This is a genomic window from Robertmurraya korlensis, from assembly GCF_023715225.1.
In the GTDB taxonomy this organism is placed as follows: domain Bacteria; phylum Bacillota; class Bacilli; order Bacillales; family Cytobacillaceae; genus Robertmurraya_A.
On sequence record NZ_JAMBNS010000001.1, the window covers coordinates 170,605 to 186,553 of the forward strand.

20 protein-coding genes and 3 other annotated features (1 of these 23 cut by a window edge) are annotated in these 15,949 nt (G+C 38.1%); of the genes, 18 read left to right on the forward strand and 2 right to left on the reverse strand.

What is annotated here, in order from left to right; translation table 11 throughout:
- Positions 1 to 17 precede the first annotated feature (17 nt).
- The 15 genes from ytaF (at position 18) to M3175_RS00970 (ending at position 12,406) form a co-directional block, all read left to right on the forward strand.
- On the forward strand, positions 18 to 656 hold the full coding sequence (gene ytaF / locus M3175_RS00900; RefSeq protein ID WP_160546653.1) for a sporulation membrane protein YtaF: 639 nt from the start codon (positions 18 to 20) through the stop codon (positions 654 to 656).
- Positions 657 to 704: 48 nt separating this feature from the next.
- Positions 705 to 1,310, forward strand: coding sequence for a dephospho-CoA kinase (coaE, locus tag M3175_RS00905; protein WP_251513634.1), 606 nt, complete (start codon positions 705 to 707; stop codon positions 1,308 to 1,310).
- 116 nt (positions 1,311 to 1,426) lie between these two features.
- Positions 1,427 to 2,470, forward strand: a complete 1,044-nt coding sequence (locus tag M3175_RS00910) for a glyceraldehyde-3-phosphate dehydrogenase (protein WP_251513637.1) — start codon at positions 1,427 to 1,429, stop codon at positions 2,468 to 2,470.
- A gap of 286 nt (positions 2,471 to 2,756) precedes the next feature.
- On the forward strand, positions 2,757 to 3,137 hold the full coding sequence (speD, locus tag M3175_RS00915; protein WP_251513640.1) for an adenosylmethionine decarboxylase: 381 nt from the start codon (positions 2,757 to 2,759) through the stop codon (positions 3,135 to 3,137).
- Between the two features lie 142 nt (positions 3,138 to 3,279).
- Positions 3,280 to 3,684, forward strand: coding sequence for a hypothetical protein (locus tag M3175_RS00920; protein ID WP_251513641.1), 405 nt, complete (start codon positions 3,280 to 3,282; stop codon positions 3,682 to 3,684).
- Between the two features lie 79 nt (positions 3,685 to 3,763).
- On the forward strand, positions 3,764 to 4,219 hold the full coding sequence (gene nrdR / locus M3175_RS00925; protein ID WP_119709350.1) for a transcriptional regulator NrdR: 456 nt from the start codon (positions 3,764 to 3,766) through the stop codon (positions 4,217 to 4,219).
- 36 nt (positions 4,220 to 4,255) lie between these two features.
- On the forward strand, positions 4,256 to 5,665 hold the full coding sequence (locus M3175_RS00930; protein ID WP_251513644.1) for a replication initiation and membrane attachment family protein: 1,410 nt from the start codon (positions 4,256 to 4,258) through the stop codon (positions 5,663 to 5,665).
- An 11-nt stretch (positions 5,666 to 5,676) separates the two neighbouring features.
- A complete protein-coding gene (gene dnaI / locus M3175_RS00935) occupies positions 5,677 to 6,615 on the forward strand; it encodes a primosomal protein DnaI (RefSeq protein ID WP_251513646.1) in 939 nt (312 codons plus the stop codon).
- A 149-nt stretch (positions 6,616 to 6,764) separates the two neighbouring features.
- Positions 6,765 to 7,628 (forward strand): sporulation protein YtxC, encoded by an 864-nt coding sequence (gene ytxC / locus M3175_RS00940; RefSeq protein ID WP_251513649.1) that lies wholly within the window; start codon positions 6,765 to 6,767, stop codon positions 7,626 to 7,628.
- Between the two features lie 66 nt (positions 7,629 to 7,694).
- Positions 7,695 to 7,933, forward strand: a binding site (T-box leader).
- A 50-nt stretch (positions 7,934 to 7,983) separates the two neighbouring features.
- Entirely contained in the window at positions 7,984 to 9,915 is a 1,932-nt protein-coding gene (thrS, locus tag M3175_RS00945; protein WP_251513652.1) for a threonine--tRNA ligase, read from the forward strand.
- A gap of 173 nt (positions 9,916 to 10,088) precedes the next feature.
- Positions 10,089 to 10,218, forward strand: a sequence feature (ribosomal protein L20 leader region).
- A 79-nt stretch (positions 10,219 to 10,297) separates the two neighbouring features.
- Positions 10,298 to 10,801: a translation initiation factor IF-3 gene (gene infC / locus M3175_RS00950; protein WP_251513655.1), complete on the forward strand. Its 504-nt coding sequence runs from the start codon at positions 10,298 to 10,300 to the stop codon at positions 10,799 to 10,801.
- A 16-nt stretch (positions 10,802 to 10,817) separates the two neighbouring features.
- Positions 10,818 to 11,018, forward strand: coding sequence for a 50S ribosomal protein L35 (gene rpmI, locus M3175_RS00955; protein WP_119709345.1), 201 nt, complete (start codon positions 10,818 to 10,820; stop codon positions 11,016 to 11,018).
- A 23-nt stretch (positions 11,019 to 11,041) separates the two neighbouring features.
- Positions 11,042 to 11,401 carry a 50S ribosomal protein L20 gene (gene rplT / locus M3175_RS00960; protein ID WP_119709344.1) on the forward strand — a complete coding sequence of 120 codons (360 nt, stop codon included), beginning with the start codon at positions 11,042 to 11,044 and terminating at the stop codon, positions 11,399 to 11,401.
- Between the two features lie 73 nt (positions 11,402 to 11,474).
- Positions 11,475 to 11,735 carry a DUF1294 domain-containing protein gene (locus M3175_RS00965; RefSeq protein WP_251513658.1) on the forward strand — a complete coding sequence of 87 codons (261 nt, stop codon included), beginning with the start codon at positions 11,475 to 11,477 and terminating at the stop codon, positions 11,733 to 11,735.
- Positions 11,736 to 11,818: 83 nt separating this feature from the next.
- Positions 11,819 to 12,406, forward strand: coding sequence for a TVP38/TMEM64 family protein (locus M3175_RS00970; protein ID WP_251513660.1), 588 nt, complete (start codon positions 11,819 to 11,821; stop codon positions 12,404 to 12,406).
- Between the two features lie 33 nt (positions 12,407 to 12,439).
- Here the strand turns inward: M3175_RS00970 and M3175_RS00975 are convergent, their stop codons facing one another.
- Complete coding sequence (locus tag M3175_RS00975; RefSeq protein ID WP_251513663.1) at positions 12,440 to 12,820, reverse strand: sigma-w pathway protein ysdB; 381 nt, start codon at positions 12,818 to 12,820, stop codon at positions 12,440 to 12,442.
- 136 nt (positions 12,821 to 12,956) lie between these two features.
- Here M3175_RS00975 and M3175_RS00980 point away from each other — a divergent pair, with 136 nt between their 5' ends.
- Positions 12,957 to 13,448 (forward strand): dUTP diphosphatase, encoded by a 492-nt coding sequence (locus M3175_RS00980; RefSeq protein WP_251515213.1) that lies wholly within the window; start codon positions 12,957 to 12,959, stop codon positions 13,446 to 13,448.
- Between the two features lie 71 nt (positions 13,449 to 13,519).
- Positions 13,520 to 14,605 (forward strand): M42 family metallopeptidase, encoded by a 1,086-nt coding sequence (locus M3175_RS00985; RefSeq protein WP_251513666.1) that lies wholly within the window; start codon positions 13,520 to 13,522, stop codon positions 14,603 to 14,605.
- A gap of 164 nt (positions 14,606 to 14,769) precedes the next feature.
- On the opposite strand, the gene sspI is transcribed toward M3175_RS00985, so the two are convergent.
- Entirely contained in the window at positions 14,770 to 14,976 is a 207-nt protein-coding gene (sspI, locus tag M3175_RS00990) for a small acid-soluble spore protein SspI (protein WP_251513669.1), read from the reverse strand.
- 116 nt (positions 14,977 to 15,092) lie between these two features.
- On the opposite strand from sspI, the gene M3175_RS00995 reads away from it, so the two are divergent.
- Positions 15,093 to 15,839 (forward strand): TrmH family RNA methyltransferase, encoded by a 747-nt coding sequence (locus M3175_RS00995; protein WP_251513670.1) that lies wholly within the window; start codon positions 15,093 to 15,095, stop codon positions 15,837 to 15,839.
- A gap of 78 nt (positions 15,840 to 15,917) precedes the next feature.
- Positions 15,918 to 15,949, forward strand: a binding site (T-box leader); it runs 217 nt beyond the window's last position.

Consider the following 15,949-nt stretch of genomic DNA (forward strand, 5'->3'; position numbering starts at 1 on the left):
AGGAAGGAGTCTTTCCAATGGTACTATCTGTTCCATTATTACTACTTGCATTAGCAGTTAGCATTGACAGTTTTAGTGTAGGTTTCACTTACGGTCTGAGGAAAATGCGAATTCCTTTTAAGTCAATTGCGGTCATCTCTTTATGCTCTGCAGGAACACTCACTGTAGGGATGATTATTGGCCATTTCATTGAGTCTGTTTTATCGCCTGATATCGCTGAAAGTATAGGGGGAATTATACTCATTTTATTAGGGGCTTGGATTTTAGCTCAATTTTTTCGATCTGAGAAATCCGCCTCATCCATGCTTCCCCATCCAAAAACGATCATTGATTTTGAGATTAAATCTCTTGGGATTGTTATTCAAATATTACGAAAGCCGATGTCAGCAGACTTTGATCAATCGGGTACAATCAATGGCATTGAAGCATATATGCTTGGATTAGCGTTATCATTAGATGCATTTGGGGCCGGAATAGGTGCTGCGATGCTAGACTTTTCTCCAAGCATTTTAGGAACTGCCGTTGCATTAATGAGTTTTCTCTTTATTTATGCTGGGTTACAGCTTGGGAAACATTTTTCAGAGAATAGCTGGCTTCAACGGTTTGCTTTTTTACCTGGTGTATTGTTAATCATTATTGGTATATGGAAAATTTGAAAAAAGCCTCCTTTTATGGAGGCTTTTACGCTAAACGGAGGGCAGAATATGACTTTAGTCGTCGGATTAACGGGTGGCATTGCTAGTGGAAAAAGCACGGTGGCAAATATGTTTAAGGAAATGGGAATAGAGGTCATTGACGCTGATGTAGAAGCAAGAAAGGCCGTTGAGATAGGAGAAGAAGCATACGAGCAAATCGTTACATATTTTGGTGAAGGTATTTTAAATGCTGATCATACGATTAATCGTTCCAGTTTAGGTGAAATCATTTTTAATGACAGTGTGAAGAGGCAAAAATTAAACGAAATTGTTCATCCAGATGTACGAAGTAGGATGAATGAGAAGAAGGAAGCAGCTGTTTTGCGAGGAGACCAAATCGTTGTGTTGGATATTCCTCTTTTATTTGAAAGCGGATTAAAGCATATGGTTAATGTAGTTCTTCTAGTGTATGTAGAGAAAGATGTCCAGCTTCAGAGATTAATGGATAGAAATCTGTTAACAAAGGAAGAAGCTCTTGCTCGAATACAATCCCAAATGCCGATTGAAGATAAAAGGAAGCTTGCTGATAAAGTGCTAAATAATAATGGGTCGATAGAGGATACGAAAAAACAACTGATAGAGCTTCTTGCGGATTGGAAAACCATCACAAATTAATGTGATGGTTTTTTTGTTGAAAATAGGTTTTTATATCACCACAATTCGCAACTAATATGTTATACTATTTATAAATTAAAGAAATAAAGTATAACACTTTTGAAGGGAGCCGTCACATGAAGGCTAGAGTAGCGATTAATGGGTTTGGAAGAATAGGAAGAATGGTTTTTAGAAAGGCAATTTGTGATGATACATTAGAAATAGTAGCCATTAATGCTAGTTATCCTGCGGAAACATTAGCACATTTAATAAAGTATGACACAAATCACGGGAAGTTTGATGGAGAGGTAGTAGCTGAACATGATTCCTTATTGGTAAATGGAAAAAGAGTGAAGCTAATTAACCAACGTAATCCAGAGGAGCTTCCATGGAGTTCACTTAATATTGATATTGTGATCGAGGCAACTGGGAAATTTAATGCTAGAGAGAAAGCTAGTCTCCACTTAGAAGCAGGTGCAAAGAAGGTTATATTAACAGCACCGGGTAAGGGAGAAGATATTACAATCGTAATGGGTGTAAATGAGCAAGAGTTAAATATATATGAGCATGATATCATTTCAAATGCGTCATGTACGACCAATTGTTTAGCTCCTGTTGTAAAAGTACTTGAAGATCAATTTGGTATCATTAATGGGTTAATGACGACGGTGCATGCATATACAAATGATCAAAAAAATATTGATAATCCGCATAAAGATCTTCGAAGAGCAAGAGCTTGTGGTCAATCAATCATTCCAACAAGCACGGGTGCGGCTAAAGCTCTATCACTAGTGCTACCCAAAATGAAAGGGAAGCTGCATGGAATGTCATTAAGAGTTCCAACCACCAATGTCTCATTAGTGGATTTAGTTGTTGATCTAAAGCGAGAAGTAACGATAGATGAGATAAATGATGTATTTGAAACAGCCTCTGAGGGTGAACTAAAAGGGATACTCGCCATTACAGAAGAGCCACTGGTATCAGTTGACTTTAATACCAATGAACATTCTGCAATTGTTGATGGGTTGTCTACAATGGTTATCGGTGCGAACAAGGTAAAGGTTCTTGCGTGGTACGATAATGAGTGGGGCTATTCTTGTCGTGTTGTTGATCTAACGAAGCATGTGGCTAATCAACTTTCTTTAGCTTCAGAAAATTTTAAACGAGTAAGCTCATTATAAGTAGTCAGTCTTCTGGGAAACCCTCAGAAGACTGATTTTTTGTATGTATTTGAAGTTAAGGATATTACTTTTCCTCTTTTTTCGTAAAGATTTTTTAAATACATTATTGCAAAAAAAAAACAAACAAAGTATACTAGTCATCGTGAACTTCTTGAAATTTGGAATCTATATCTACTTAAAGGGTTAGGACCTCTTTGGACTAACTTTCCCCCGTGGTAGTTATAATCCAAAAAATTAGGGAAATTCAGTTACTGTAGTAAAAATGGTTAAAGGGGGAAATTTGAATATGGAAACTATGGGTCGTCACGTTATTTCTGAGTTATGGGGTTGTAATTTTGAAAAGTTAAATGATATGGAGCAAATTGAGCAAATTTTTGCAGATGCGGCATTAAAATCTGGTGCTGAAATTCGCGAGGTTGCTTTTCACAAATTTGCACCACAAGGTGTGAGTGGAGTGGTTATTATCTCTGAATCACATTTAACTATTCACAGCTTTCCTGAACATGGCTATGCTAGTATTGATGTGTATACTTGTGGAGACATGGATCCTAATATTGCTGCAGACTATATCGCTGAAGCATTAGGTGCTCAAACTCGTGAGAACATCGAAATTCCTCGTGGAATGGGTCCTGTTCAAGTTAAACAAGCAAAAGCGAAAGTACTATAATCGTAGCTTACTAAACTTATGAAATTCGAGAGGTGTATATTATACACCTCTTTTTAATTTCTCTTTTATCGAAACATTAACATTACCAGTCCTTTTAGGTTAAAATATATGTACATACATCTTTCGATTTGGAGGAATAATTATGTCATTTGTAAAACAGGTGTTTAGACAATTTAATAGGCAATGTGAAACAAAAGAAAACCATGTTGAGGAAGAGCTTAGAACGAGATATTATCGAGTTAATCTCCAATCTTTGTTCCAATCTGTTAAAGAGATCCTTGATAATGATCAGCATGCAAAAGTGGTAAGTGATTCGATTGAACACGGGGAAATTGCAGTTGAAATCAATCGTGGAAAGAAAATGTTTGCCATTATTACGATTATAACGGTTAAGCCTTATGAGACGGCTGTAGATATCAATGTATCCACTGAGCAAACGGTGCTATTGGGAGCATACCCAAGCTTAAAAGCAGAAATCACTCGTATTTATCAAGAGTTAGATAAGAAGCACCCGTATATTGGTGTTGGAAAACACGCAGGAGAGTAGAATTGCTTGTACTACAAATGAAGTTTTAATAAGATAGTGTTAGATTCAGCAGAATCCATTCTGTTTCGGAGTTGATGTTATGAAATGTCCTGCATGTCAAAATAATCATACTCGTGTTCTCGATTCAAGACCTGTCGATGAAAATAGATCGATTCGCAGAAGAAGAGAGTGTGAGAAATGTTCCTTTCGTTTTACAACGTTTGAGAAGGTAGAGGAAATTCCTTTGATTGTGGTAAAGAAGGAAGGAACTAGAGAAGAATTTAGCCGTGATAAGATTCTACGTGGTCTGATTAAAGCTTGTGAAAAAAGACCTGTTGCTTTGCCTGAATTAGAAAAAATAACGTCCGATATAGAAAAAGAACTTCGCAGTCATGGAGTATCGGAAATAAAGAGTGAAGCAGTTGGAGAAATGGTTATGGATCGTTTAGCAAAATTAGATGAGGTTGCTTATGTAAGATTTGCCTCTGTATATAGACAATTTAAAGATATTAACGTCTTTATTGAAGAATTAAAGGAATTAATCAAAAAGGATTAGTAAGGTAGTTTGTTTTTAAGAGAGGAAATGAAGCCTATGGCTCAGCATTGGCAGGAAATGCTACCAGTGGATCGCTATGAGGTGGCCTCCAATGGTTTGTTATTTGACTATGATCGAAAGGTGCTAACACTTTTATATCAGCCATTGATTGGTCCGATGGCATACAGTCTCTATATGACCCTTTGGTCGCAAATAGATGAGAATCGCTTATCATCTGATGGTAGTTCACATCATGCACTGATGAACGTGATGGATAGTAATTTAAAACAAATATACGATGCCCGTCTAAAGTTAGAAGGAATTGGCCTTCTTTCCACGTATGTGCGAACAGAGGAAGGGCTTCGATCATTTGTATATGAAATAAAGCCGCCTTTAACACCTAGTCAGTTTTTTCTAGATGGCATGCTTAACGTGTATTTGTATCGAAAAGTAGGTAAAAATCAATTTTTAAAACTTAAAAGGTTTTTTAGTGATGAACAAGTTTTAGAAAAAGAAAATGGGTACGAGAATGTTACAAGGTCGTTTCAAGAAGTATTTGACTCTGCTGTTCCAGGTAACCCTACCTCACATCTAGTAGATGACCTGAAACTTGAAGAGCAACGTGTTTACTTTGATCGAGTGAATCCTGCGACAATTAAGGTAGATGAAGCACATTTTGATTTTGACCTGCTTTTTGCAGGGCTTTCAGAAGTACTTGTTCCTAAACGAGCGATTAATAAAAAGGTGCGAGAAGCCATTGCGAAACTATCCTTCCTCTATGGGATTGATCCAATCCAAATGAAAAACATTGTAATTGGTGCAGTTGATGAATCAAGTGAGATTCAGATTGATGAACTTAGAAAATCCGCTAGAGATTGGTATCAGCTTAACTTTTCTGACCAACTCCCGTTATTAATAGATAAAATACAACCACTTCCACATGTTACAACAACGGTGGAGCCTAAAACTCAAGAAGAGAAATTGGTTCAATACCTTGAGAAAACGTCTCCTCGACAATTGTTAATTGATATATCTGGTGGGGGCGAACCATCAAAAAGTGATTTGCAAATTGTTGAAGAGGTCATGTTCCAGCAAAAGCTTCTTCCTGGCGTGGTGAACGTGCTCATTCAGTACGTATTATTAAAAACAGATATGAAGTTAACGAAGGCTTATGTGGACAAAATTGCCTCACACTGGGCGCGTAAAAGGGTTCAGACGGTGTCTGAAGCAATGGAACTTGCTAAAAAAGAACATCGACAATACTTAGACTGGGCTGAGGGGAAACAAACAGCAAACCAATCTTCAAAGACTAGCACTAGGAAAAAGGCCATAAGAACAGAAAGCTTGCCAGATTGGTTTGATAAAAATGACAATGAAGACCAAGTTGATAAGAAATCCTCAGATAATGAAGAGATGGAAGAGAAAAAACGTGCTTTACAGGAAAAATTAAAAAGGTTTAAGAGCTAGGAGGTGAGTGTTTGGAACGAATCAATGAAACATTAAAAAAACTTGCAGCTAATCCAAGCTTTCAAGAACGCTACGAACGACAAAAGAGACAAGTGATGCAGCACCCTGACATTAGGGAGTTTATAACAAAGCACAGTGATTTTCTAACGAGCTCAATCATTGAAAGAAATTTGGCCAAGCTTTATGAATATTCGACTCAATGTACGGAATGTACGGAATGTCCGAGTCTTGAGAGTTGTAAAAATATCATGCAGGGCTACCAGCCAGAATTAGTTCTTGTCCGTGGGGCGATTGAGATCCATTATGATCGGTGTCCAAGGAAGGTCATGTCTGACGAGAGAAGAAAAAGTGAGAAGTTAATTCAAAGTATGTATATGCCAAAGGAAATACTGAAGGCTAGTTTTTCAGAAATTGACACGGAGGGTGATTATGCGGGGCGATTAGAAGCCATTGATCTAGCCGCAGATTTCATTCTTAATTATCATCCTGACACGATGCAAAAAGGGCTTTATCTATATGGGAAATTCGGTGTAGGAAAATCTTATTTACTGGGTGCCATTGCAAACGACCTAGCTAAGAAAAAAGTTCCCTCGATGATCGTGTATTTTCCAGAACTGATTAGAGAATTGAAGAGCTCCATCGGTGACTCTACACTGAATGAAAAGATCGAAAAAGTGAAGAGAGTACCGGTGTTAATGATTGATGACATAGGTGCCGAGACGATGTCAAGCTGGGCAAGGGATGAAGTGTTAGGAACGATTCTTCAATTCCGTATGCTTGAAAACCTGCCTACTTTCTTTACCTCTAACTTTGACTTCGATGGGTTAGAAGTGCACTTAACGTATAGTCAACGTGGAGAAGAAGAGAAGATGAAAGCAAGAAGGCTTCTAGAAAGAATTAGATACTTAGCCCATCCTGTCCAAGTGGATGGTCCAAATAGAAGGAAATAGGTAAAATATAAGAGCCAACGGAAAAAGTCCGCTGGCTCTTATTCTATTTTGACCAAGTTCCCCATATACATGAAAGCAGAGACTGTGAAAACGAACATGCAGCCGCATGGGCCTTTCAAGCGTTGATTTCACCAAAAGGGGGGATTTGGTTGTTTGAGATCATTTTCCAAAATAAAGAGGATGCGAAAAGATTTCACCAATTGCTAAAGAAACACGCACAATCCTCACTCCATTTGAATCATGAGACTCTTCTTATCGAAGATAAACATATAGTAAAATGCGATGGAAAACTGGAAGAAGTGGTTGTGAAAAAAGCATTTGGGCAGTTTATTCAAGAAATTAAATTAGTGGATTGGTCTCGAGAAATCTTAATAGATCATTTTTGTTATGATGATGAACATGAGCAGGAACAAATACTAGATATCATTACTGCCATTGTTGACGGAAACAGAAGGGAGCTCTTATCGTTTGTAGATGTGAATGCATTAAATAATTTGGTAGAATCGGCAATTAATGAATTATTCTCACAGCGTTTGTCTTTCTCGTTTGACTCTTTCCTGCGCTTTCGATTGCGTTCCATAACGACTCTCATAGAGAGAGTGGTCGAGGTTGCGATTGACGAGTATAAACTTGAGCAAGAGTACCAAATTTTTGTTCATACCCTAAGAGAATTTTTATCTGGAAGAAGTTCAATCAAGAAAGTGATTCATTTAATGGTGTCTGATTCGATAACCTTTTTTGATGAGAAATTCTTTGAATTAAAAAGAAAAGAAATTCTGCAGCTAATCGATCGGAAACTACTTTCCAATCACCCGGTCTATATTGATAGTCTCACAATTGCACCATTGCTATCGATTGCACCACAAGAGATTTATTTGTATACCGACGAACCAGAGCAGCCCTTGGTTCGAACGATCTGTAATCTTTTTGAGGAAAGGGTAGTCGTAGCAGCGATGAACATATTTCATGATCGTAAAAGAAAATTAGCACTTGCTGCTGATGAGAATTTCTAGATAGATACTTGCTTTTCCCTCATGAACAAACTATAATACGTACATAATAAGGTACAACTTCATGATACAAATGTTAAGATGAGGATATGAGCGTTTATATACGGTTATCAGAGAGGGAAGGCGTTGGCTGGAAACTTCCTAACACGATTGAACAGCTTACCACCTCTAAACATCAGCCTTGAACAATTAATTAAGTATGGGCTGACGGATAAAGTCCGTTATCTATTTATCTAAAGTCATTTTGATGGTTTATCAAGGTGAAAATTAGGGTGGAACCACGTGTTGTTTATAAACTCGTCCCTTTCCGAGGGACGAGTTTTTTTATTTTTATTTTATTTTTAGGAGGAAAATGGTTATGTCAAATGTTGTAAAATTAACGTTCCCAGACGGTGCAGTGAAGGAGTTTCCGTTTGGAACAACAACAGAAGATGTTGCTGCCTCCATTAGCCCAGGGCTTAAAAAGAAGGCATTGGCTGGAAAAGTAGATGGCCAATTGTACGATCTTAGACGTCCGATTGAGCAAGATGGAGCAATCGAAATTGTCACTCAGGATAGTGCAGATGCACTTGAAATCCTTAGACATAGTAGCGCCCACTTAATGGCACAAGCGATCAAGCGCCTTTACAAAAATGTAAAACTTGGTGTGGGTCCAGTTATTGAAGGTGGATTTTACTATGATGTAGATATTGAGGAATCATTAACACCAGAAGATCTTCCGTTAATTGAAAAAGAAATGAAAAAAATTATTAACGAAAACATTGAGATTGTTCGAAAAGAAGTTAGTCGTGACGAGGCTGTTCAACTCTACAAGGAGATTGGTGATGAATACAAGCTTGAGCTGATTGAAGCCATCCCTGCAGGAGAAACAGTGACTATTTATGAGCAAGGGGATTTCTTTGACTTATGTCGTGGAGTGCATGTCCCATCGACAGGGAAATTGAAGGAATTTAAGCTTCTTAGTATCGCTGGTGCCTACTGGAGAGGAGATAGCGATAATAAAATGCTTCAACGTATATACGGAACAGCATTCTTCAAGAAAGAAGACTTGGCTGAACATCTCCGTCTACTGGAAGAAGCAAAAGAGCGTGATCATAGAAAAATAGGTAAAGAATTAAATTTATTCATGAACTCGCAAAAAGTGGGACAAGGCCTTCCAATGTGGCTACCAAAGGGTGCGACGATTCGCCGTATTATAGAGAGATATATCGTCGATAAGGAGTCAAGACTTGGTTACGATCACGTGTACACACCTGTGATGGGAAGCGTTGATTTATATAAAACATCAGGGCACTGGGATCATTATCAAGAAGACATGTTCCCGGTTATGGAAATGGATAATGAGCAACTCGTTTTACGTCCTATGAACTGTCCGCATCATATGATGATCTATAAGCATGGTATTCATAGTTATCGAGAGCTTCCAATTCGTATTGCCGAGCTAGGAACAATGCACCGCTATGAAATGTCTGGAGCACTTTCTGGTCTTCAACGTGTCCGTGGAATGACATTAAACGATGCGCATATTTTTGTACGTCCTGATCAAATCAAGGATGAATTTAAGCGAGTAGTAGGATTGGTATTAGAAGTTTACAAAGACTTTAATATCAATGATTACTCCTTCCGCCTATCGTACCGTGATCCTGAAGATAAAGAAAAGTATTTTGATGATGATCAAATGTGGGAAAAGGCTCAAAGCATGTTAAAAGAAGCAATGGATGACTTAGGGCTAAATTATTTTGAGGCAGAGGGTGAAGCGGCTTTTTATGGTCCAAAGCTTGATGTTCAAGTAAAGACAGCTCTTGGGAAGGAAGAAACGCTTTCTACTGTCCAGTTAGACTTCTTATTACCAGAACGCTTTGATTTAAGCTATGTGGGTGAGGATGGGAAACAACATCGCCCTGTAGTTATCCACCGTGGTGTCGTTTCAACAATGGAGCGTTTTGTTGCGTTCTTGATTGAAGAATACAAAGGAGCTTTCCCTACTTGGTTAGCACCTGTTCAGGTTCAAGTGATTCCAGTATCGCCTGATGTTCATTTTGACTACGCAAAGCAAGTGCAAGAACTTCTTCAGGCAGAAGGGATTCGTGTCGAAATCGATGATCGTAATGAGAAAATTGGTTACAAGATACGTGAAGCGCAAATGCAAAAAACTCCTTATATGCTAGTCGTTGGTGACAATGAAGTAGCAGAAAAGGCAGTGAATGTACGTAAATATGGAGAGCAAAAATCAGAGGTTGTTTCCTTCGAAAAGTTTGTTGAAGAATTAAAGATAGAGGTAAAACGTTAAGTTTTTCTCAGAAGAGGATGTCTGATCATCCTCTTTATGTTTATTTTTTTGAAAAAGTATTGCCACAAACGTATATTTTTGATACAATTCATTTCGTTGTGATAAGAAAAGTGTTTCGTTGACATGAATTATTTATTGTGATATAGTTGCTAAGGTAAATTGAATACGAGTTTGAGATAAAGAAGAAGCACCCGCTTCTCACCTGATTGACGCCAAAGCGCAGTTGGCAGGTTTTACGAAAAGGCTTATTACCGTATGGGTATCGTAAAGTGTGGGTGTGTTCATCCGCACTTTTTTTATTTTTCTTATGAAAATGAAATCTTCTTGACCCAAACGTTGTATTCGCATTAAACCTTGGAGGTGTCCAGCTATTAGCAAAGACATGTTGTTGAACGAGGGTATTCGTGCCCGCGAATTACGTCTAATTGATCAAAATGGCGAACAACTAGGCATTAAATCAAAAATCGAAGCACTTGAGATTGCTACGCGTGTAAATCTTGACGTTGTTCTTGTTGCACCAAACGCGAAACCACCAGTAGCACGTATTATGGACTACGGTAAGTTTAAGTTTGAACAGCAGAAGAAAGAAAAAGAAGCACGTAAAAATCAAAAAATTATCAACATCAAAGAAGTTCGACTTAGCCCAACCATTGATGAGCATGACTTTAATACAAAGTTACGTAATGCGATTAAATTCTTGGAAAAAGGCGATAAAGTAAAAGCATCGATTCGATTTAAAGGTCGTGCAATTACACATAAAGAGATCGGACAACGTGTTTTAGTCCGCTTTGCAGAAGCTTGTAAAGAAGTTGCAACAGTGGAATCTCATCCAAAAATGGATGGCAGAAGCATGTTTATGACATTAGCACCTAAAAACGACAAGTAATGAGGAGGAATCCCTAATGCCAAAAATGAAAACTCACCGCGGCGCAGCAAAGCGTTTCAAGAGAACAGGATCTGGTAAACTGAAGCGTTCACACGCATACAGAAGCCATTTATTCGCTAACAAATCTACAAAGGCAAAGCGTAAGCTTCGCAAAGGAACTCTAGTTTCTTCAGGCGATTACAAGCGCATCCGTAACTTACTAGTAAATCTTAAGTAATTGCAAATTAGGAGGGAAAACATATGCCACGTGTTAAAGGCGGTACAGTAACTCGCAGACGTCGTAAAAAAGTTATTAAATTAGCAAAAGGTTATTATGGTTCAAAACATACATTATATAAAGTAGCTAACCAACAGGTTATGAAATCTCTAATGTATGCATTCCGTGATCGTCGCCAAAAGAAGCGTGACTTCCGTAAGCTTTGGATCACTCGTATCAATGCAGCAGCTCGTATGAACGGTCTTTCTTATAGCCGTTTAATGCACGGATTAAGCGTTGCAGGTATCGAAGTAAACCGTAAAATGCTTGCTGAACTTGCAGTAAGCGACGAAAAAGCATTTGCAGAATTAGCTGCAGCTGCTAAGCAAAGCCTAGCAAAATAATTGACTTATTAGTCTATAGAAGCCATTCTCTTACTAGAGGGTGGCTTTTTTAATTTCTTAAAGGAGGTATAATATGCTTACATATATTTGGATATATTTATTGGTGATAAATATTATCAGTTGTTCGTTGATGTATGCAGATAAACAAAAAGCTAAGAAAAATGAATATCGAATTAGAGAAGCAACACTTTGGCAAATCGCCTTTTTGGGAGGAGCGTTAGGAGCCTTTATCGGTATGAGGTCCTTTCGTCATAAAACGAAGCATCCTAGTTTTAAATGGGGATTGCCGTTTTTGACTGTTCTTCAAATCGGTCTATTGCTTTACTATGTATGAAAATAAGGGAATAGTTGTCATAGAAATGGTCCTTCCTCGATAAGCTTTAATAGACATCAAGAAACTGCTTAAGGGGTGGTCATATGGATGAGGAGTTAGCGTTACTGCTTGTCATGTTTCAGGCTGGTGGAGTTTTCACCCCGATTATATTCATCTTGTTCCATTCGTTACGACAGTTTTTATTCATTCCTGTCGTCATCATTTGTATTGCTGGTGGAATTCTTTTTGGAACAGTCGCAGGTACGATATACTCGCTTATTGGATTAATGATTAGCAGCCTATTGTTTTTTGCTCTCGTTTCAAAATTTCCACGAACACAAGAAAAACTGTCTTCCATTCGAAAAAAATGGTTTGGAGAATATCGAAATCTAACAGTCAGTCAGATTTCGATTTTACGTCTTGTCCCTTTTGTCCACTACCAATTATTAAATTTTTGTTTAATGGAAAGACACCGTGGCTTTAAAGAGTATTCAAAGGCAGCTTTTATTACGAATCTTCCATTGGCTTTCTTTTACACTGTTTTTGGTCAATTTATTAGCCAATTCACTCCAACGATGATTGTTATTATTTTGTTTTCTTTATCGATTCTTGTTTATGTACTAAGAGAGAAGATGACAATTATTAAGTGGAGAGATTTTTTTAAGGAGACAAAGCTCGAAAAGCATGGTTAAAAATAAACGTTCAAGGGATGTTCCCTTGAACGTTTATTTTTTCATAAATTCATGAATGGGACTTTTCCAGTCAATTTTTGCATTCGGATAAAAGACAGCTACTTCCATTTCAATATAACGGAAATCTTCCTTTGACAAACCATTTAGCGCAGAGGTACTATGTGGCCAAATGAATATAGAAACAACCTCAAAGGTGTTCTCGGTTGTGCCTAAGTATTTTTCACCTTCAAATAGAACCCCTTTATAGGTTAAGAGAAAATTCTTACGAACGTTTTTTATATCATCAAGTAAAAAGAATTGCTTTTGCTCGTGAGCTAACTCCAATTTTCGCTTTGGGTTTAAAACAAATTTGAAGGCGCTGTATATTAAAAATAAGATAAATGCTATTAGGAGCATGCGTAGTAGCCAAATCATACTTAAGCCCTCCACTCTTCATTTTTCCTTATATACGTCTATATTTGAAAAAGGTTTCATAAAGTGTTGCTTTTAAGTGAATTTTTTTCTTAATTTCATTATGATTAAAGTAATATACATAGAAAAGAGTGAAATGATGGATTTACGACAGTTATTTGAGATGCAAAAAGGGTTGGATAAACATATCGCAGAAAAACACCAATTACAAACAGATAGTCTAATAAGTAGAAAGGTTCTAGCTTTATTGGTTGAGCTAGGAGAACTAGCAAACGAGACACGATGTTTTAAGTTTTGGAGTGTAAAAGGTGCTTCCCCGAAAGAAGTCATTTTAGAGGAATTTGTAGATGGAGTTCATTTTATTTTATCACTGGGACTTGATTGTGGATTTGAGCGTGATGTACAGGTAGAAGAACTAGCATTAGTAGACGAAAATGTGACACATCAGTTTTTATCCATGTATGAAACGGTTCATCGTTTTTCTGCAGAGAGGAGTATGGATGCGTATCGTAGCATGTTAAACAGTTATTTTGTTTTAGGCCAGATGCTAGGGTTCTCGTCTGAAGAAATAAAAGAAGCATATATCTCTAAAAATGAAGTAAATTATAAAAGGCAGAAGGAAGGCTACTAATGTATACTTTGTACATTTAATTTGTAGCTAGTATACTATAAACATAATACATATTAAGGGAGTCGAAATAAATGACTAAGCTTGATGATACTTTAGCGATGCTTAAGGAACTGACAGATGCCAAAGGGATTCCAGGAAATGAGCGTGAGCCAAGGGAAGTGATGAACAAGCATATTACTCCGTATGCAGATGAAGTAACAACGGATGGACTTGGAAGCTTAATTGCAAAGAAAGTGGGAGATGCGAACGGTCCGAAGGTAATGGTTGCTGGTCACTTGGATGAAGTAGGTTTTATGATCACGCAAATTGATGATAAAGGGTTCCTGCGCTTCCAAACGGTTGGTGGCTGGTGGTCTCAGGTAATGTTAGCGCAGCGAGTGACGATTGTTACCAGAAAGGGAGACGTGACAGGGGTTATCGGGTCAAAACCGCCACATATTTTATCTCCTGAAGCAAGAAAGAAACCAGTAGAAATTAAAGATATGTTTATTGATATTGGTGCATCAAGTCGTGAAGAAGCGACAGAGTGGGGAGTCCGTCCTGGTGACATGGTCGTTCCATACTTTGAGTTTACAGTGATGAACAATGAAAAGCTTTTATTAGCAAAAGCTTGGGATAATCGGATTGGGTGTGCGATTGCAATTGATGTGTTAAAGCAATTGAAGAATGAGGAACATCCAAATATTGTATACGGAGTTGGAAGTGTACAAGAAGAGGTTGGTTTACGTGGGGCACGTACTTCTGCTGCAGCAATTGAGCCTGATATTGGGTTTGGAGTAGATGTTGGGATCGCTGGGGACACTCCTGGCGTGTCGGAGAAGGAAGCTCAAAGTAAAATGGGCAAAGGCCCACAAATCATTCTGTATGACGCAAGTATGGTGTCTCACAAAGGATTAAGGGATTTAGTAACGGATACTGCGGATGAACTTGGAATTCCATATCAATTCGATGCAATCGCTGGCGGTGGCACGGATGCGGGGTCCATCCATATTTCTCATAAAGGAGCCCCTTCCTTAGCCATTACAATTGCTACTCGCTACATCCATTCACATGCAGCGATGCTGCACCGTGATGACTACGAGAACGCAGTAAAACTAATCGTTGAAGTCATCAAACGTCTAGATCGTGAAACAGTAGACCGCATCACCCTCGAATAGAGACCAAACAAAGACAGCATGCTCAGGCATGCTGTCTTTGTTTGGTCAATGGGGCTACGAGTGTCCACCACAGACGGACAAAACTACCTAAACTGTCCACGGACGGTGTCTGTCACCTTCCGTGGACAAATTAAAGAATTTGTCCACGAGCGGTGACAGACACCCTATTTTAGGCCGGATTCTAGGGTTTTGAGCATTTCGTTTTTTTCTTGGTCGGATGCATTGTTCCAGATGACTTCAAAAAGTACTCCTAAACCTGGAAGCATTTTTTCTTCGCCGTTTTGAATGGCGTCCACGATTGTGTCGCGTAGTTCATCTTGTGTATTTCCAGATACATTATGAATAACTGCATTTCTTAAGTTAAGATTCATTTTTACCCACTCCTTCTTCATTTTCTTTAATATGTTTTCTATTTTTGTTATTATTATGTACTTAAGTTACGCTATAATAAGAAAACCCGAGAAAAAAGGAAAGAAGGGGTTTTACCTTGAAGCATATTCACTCGAGTAGTAACCCGAAGGTGAAGCAATGGAAGAAACTATTAACAAAAAAGGAAAGAGATAAAACAGGCCTATTTTTAGTTGAAGGGTTTCATTTAGTAGAGGAAGCACTAAAAGCAGGTCGTATTGAAGAAATCATTGTACAAGAAAATATGGATCTTCCTTCAAGTTTTGATTACGGATCAACACCGATTGTCTCTGTGCCTGCTGACATCATTAAGCAATTGGCTGAAACAGATACACCACAAGGCATTTTTGCTGTTTGTTATCAAGAAAAGCCATCACGCATAGAAGGAACATCTTATCTTTTAATTGATGCTGTCCAAGACCCTGGAAATTTAGGAACGATGATTCGTACGGCGGATGCTGCTGGCGTGGACGTTGTGGTAATTGGCAATGGAAGCGTGGATATATATAATTCCAAAGTGCTTAGATCTGCCCAAGGGAGCCATTTTCATCTTCCTGTTATTAAAGGTGAAATCTCCACTTGGACAAGCGATCTTCTTGACCGAGGGATTCCTGTTTATGGAACAGCATTAGAGAATGCTGAACCGTTCCACCACATACAATCAACGGGATCATACGCCTTAATCGTAGGAAATGAAGGGAACGGGGTAAGTAAAGAGCTATTAAGTAAAACGACAGCTAATCTATATATTCCGATTCATGGAAAAAGCGAGTCATTAAATGTTGCAGTAGCAACAGGAATTTTGTTATATTACTTACGTGGATAAAATAGACATACTGCCTCCTGAAAATGGGTTTGAAATAAGTAGGAAAGTATACTATAATAAACAGCAAAAATTACATATTAAAAAACGATGACGGAGAAAAGTAGTTTGCT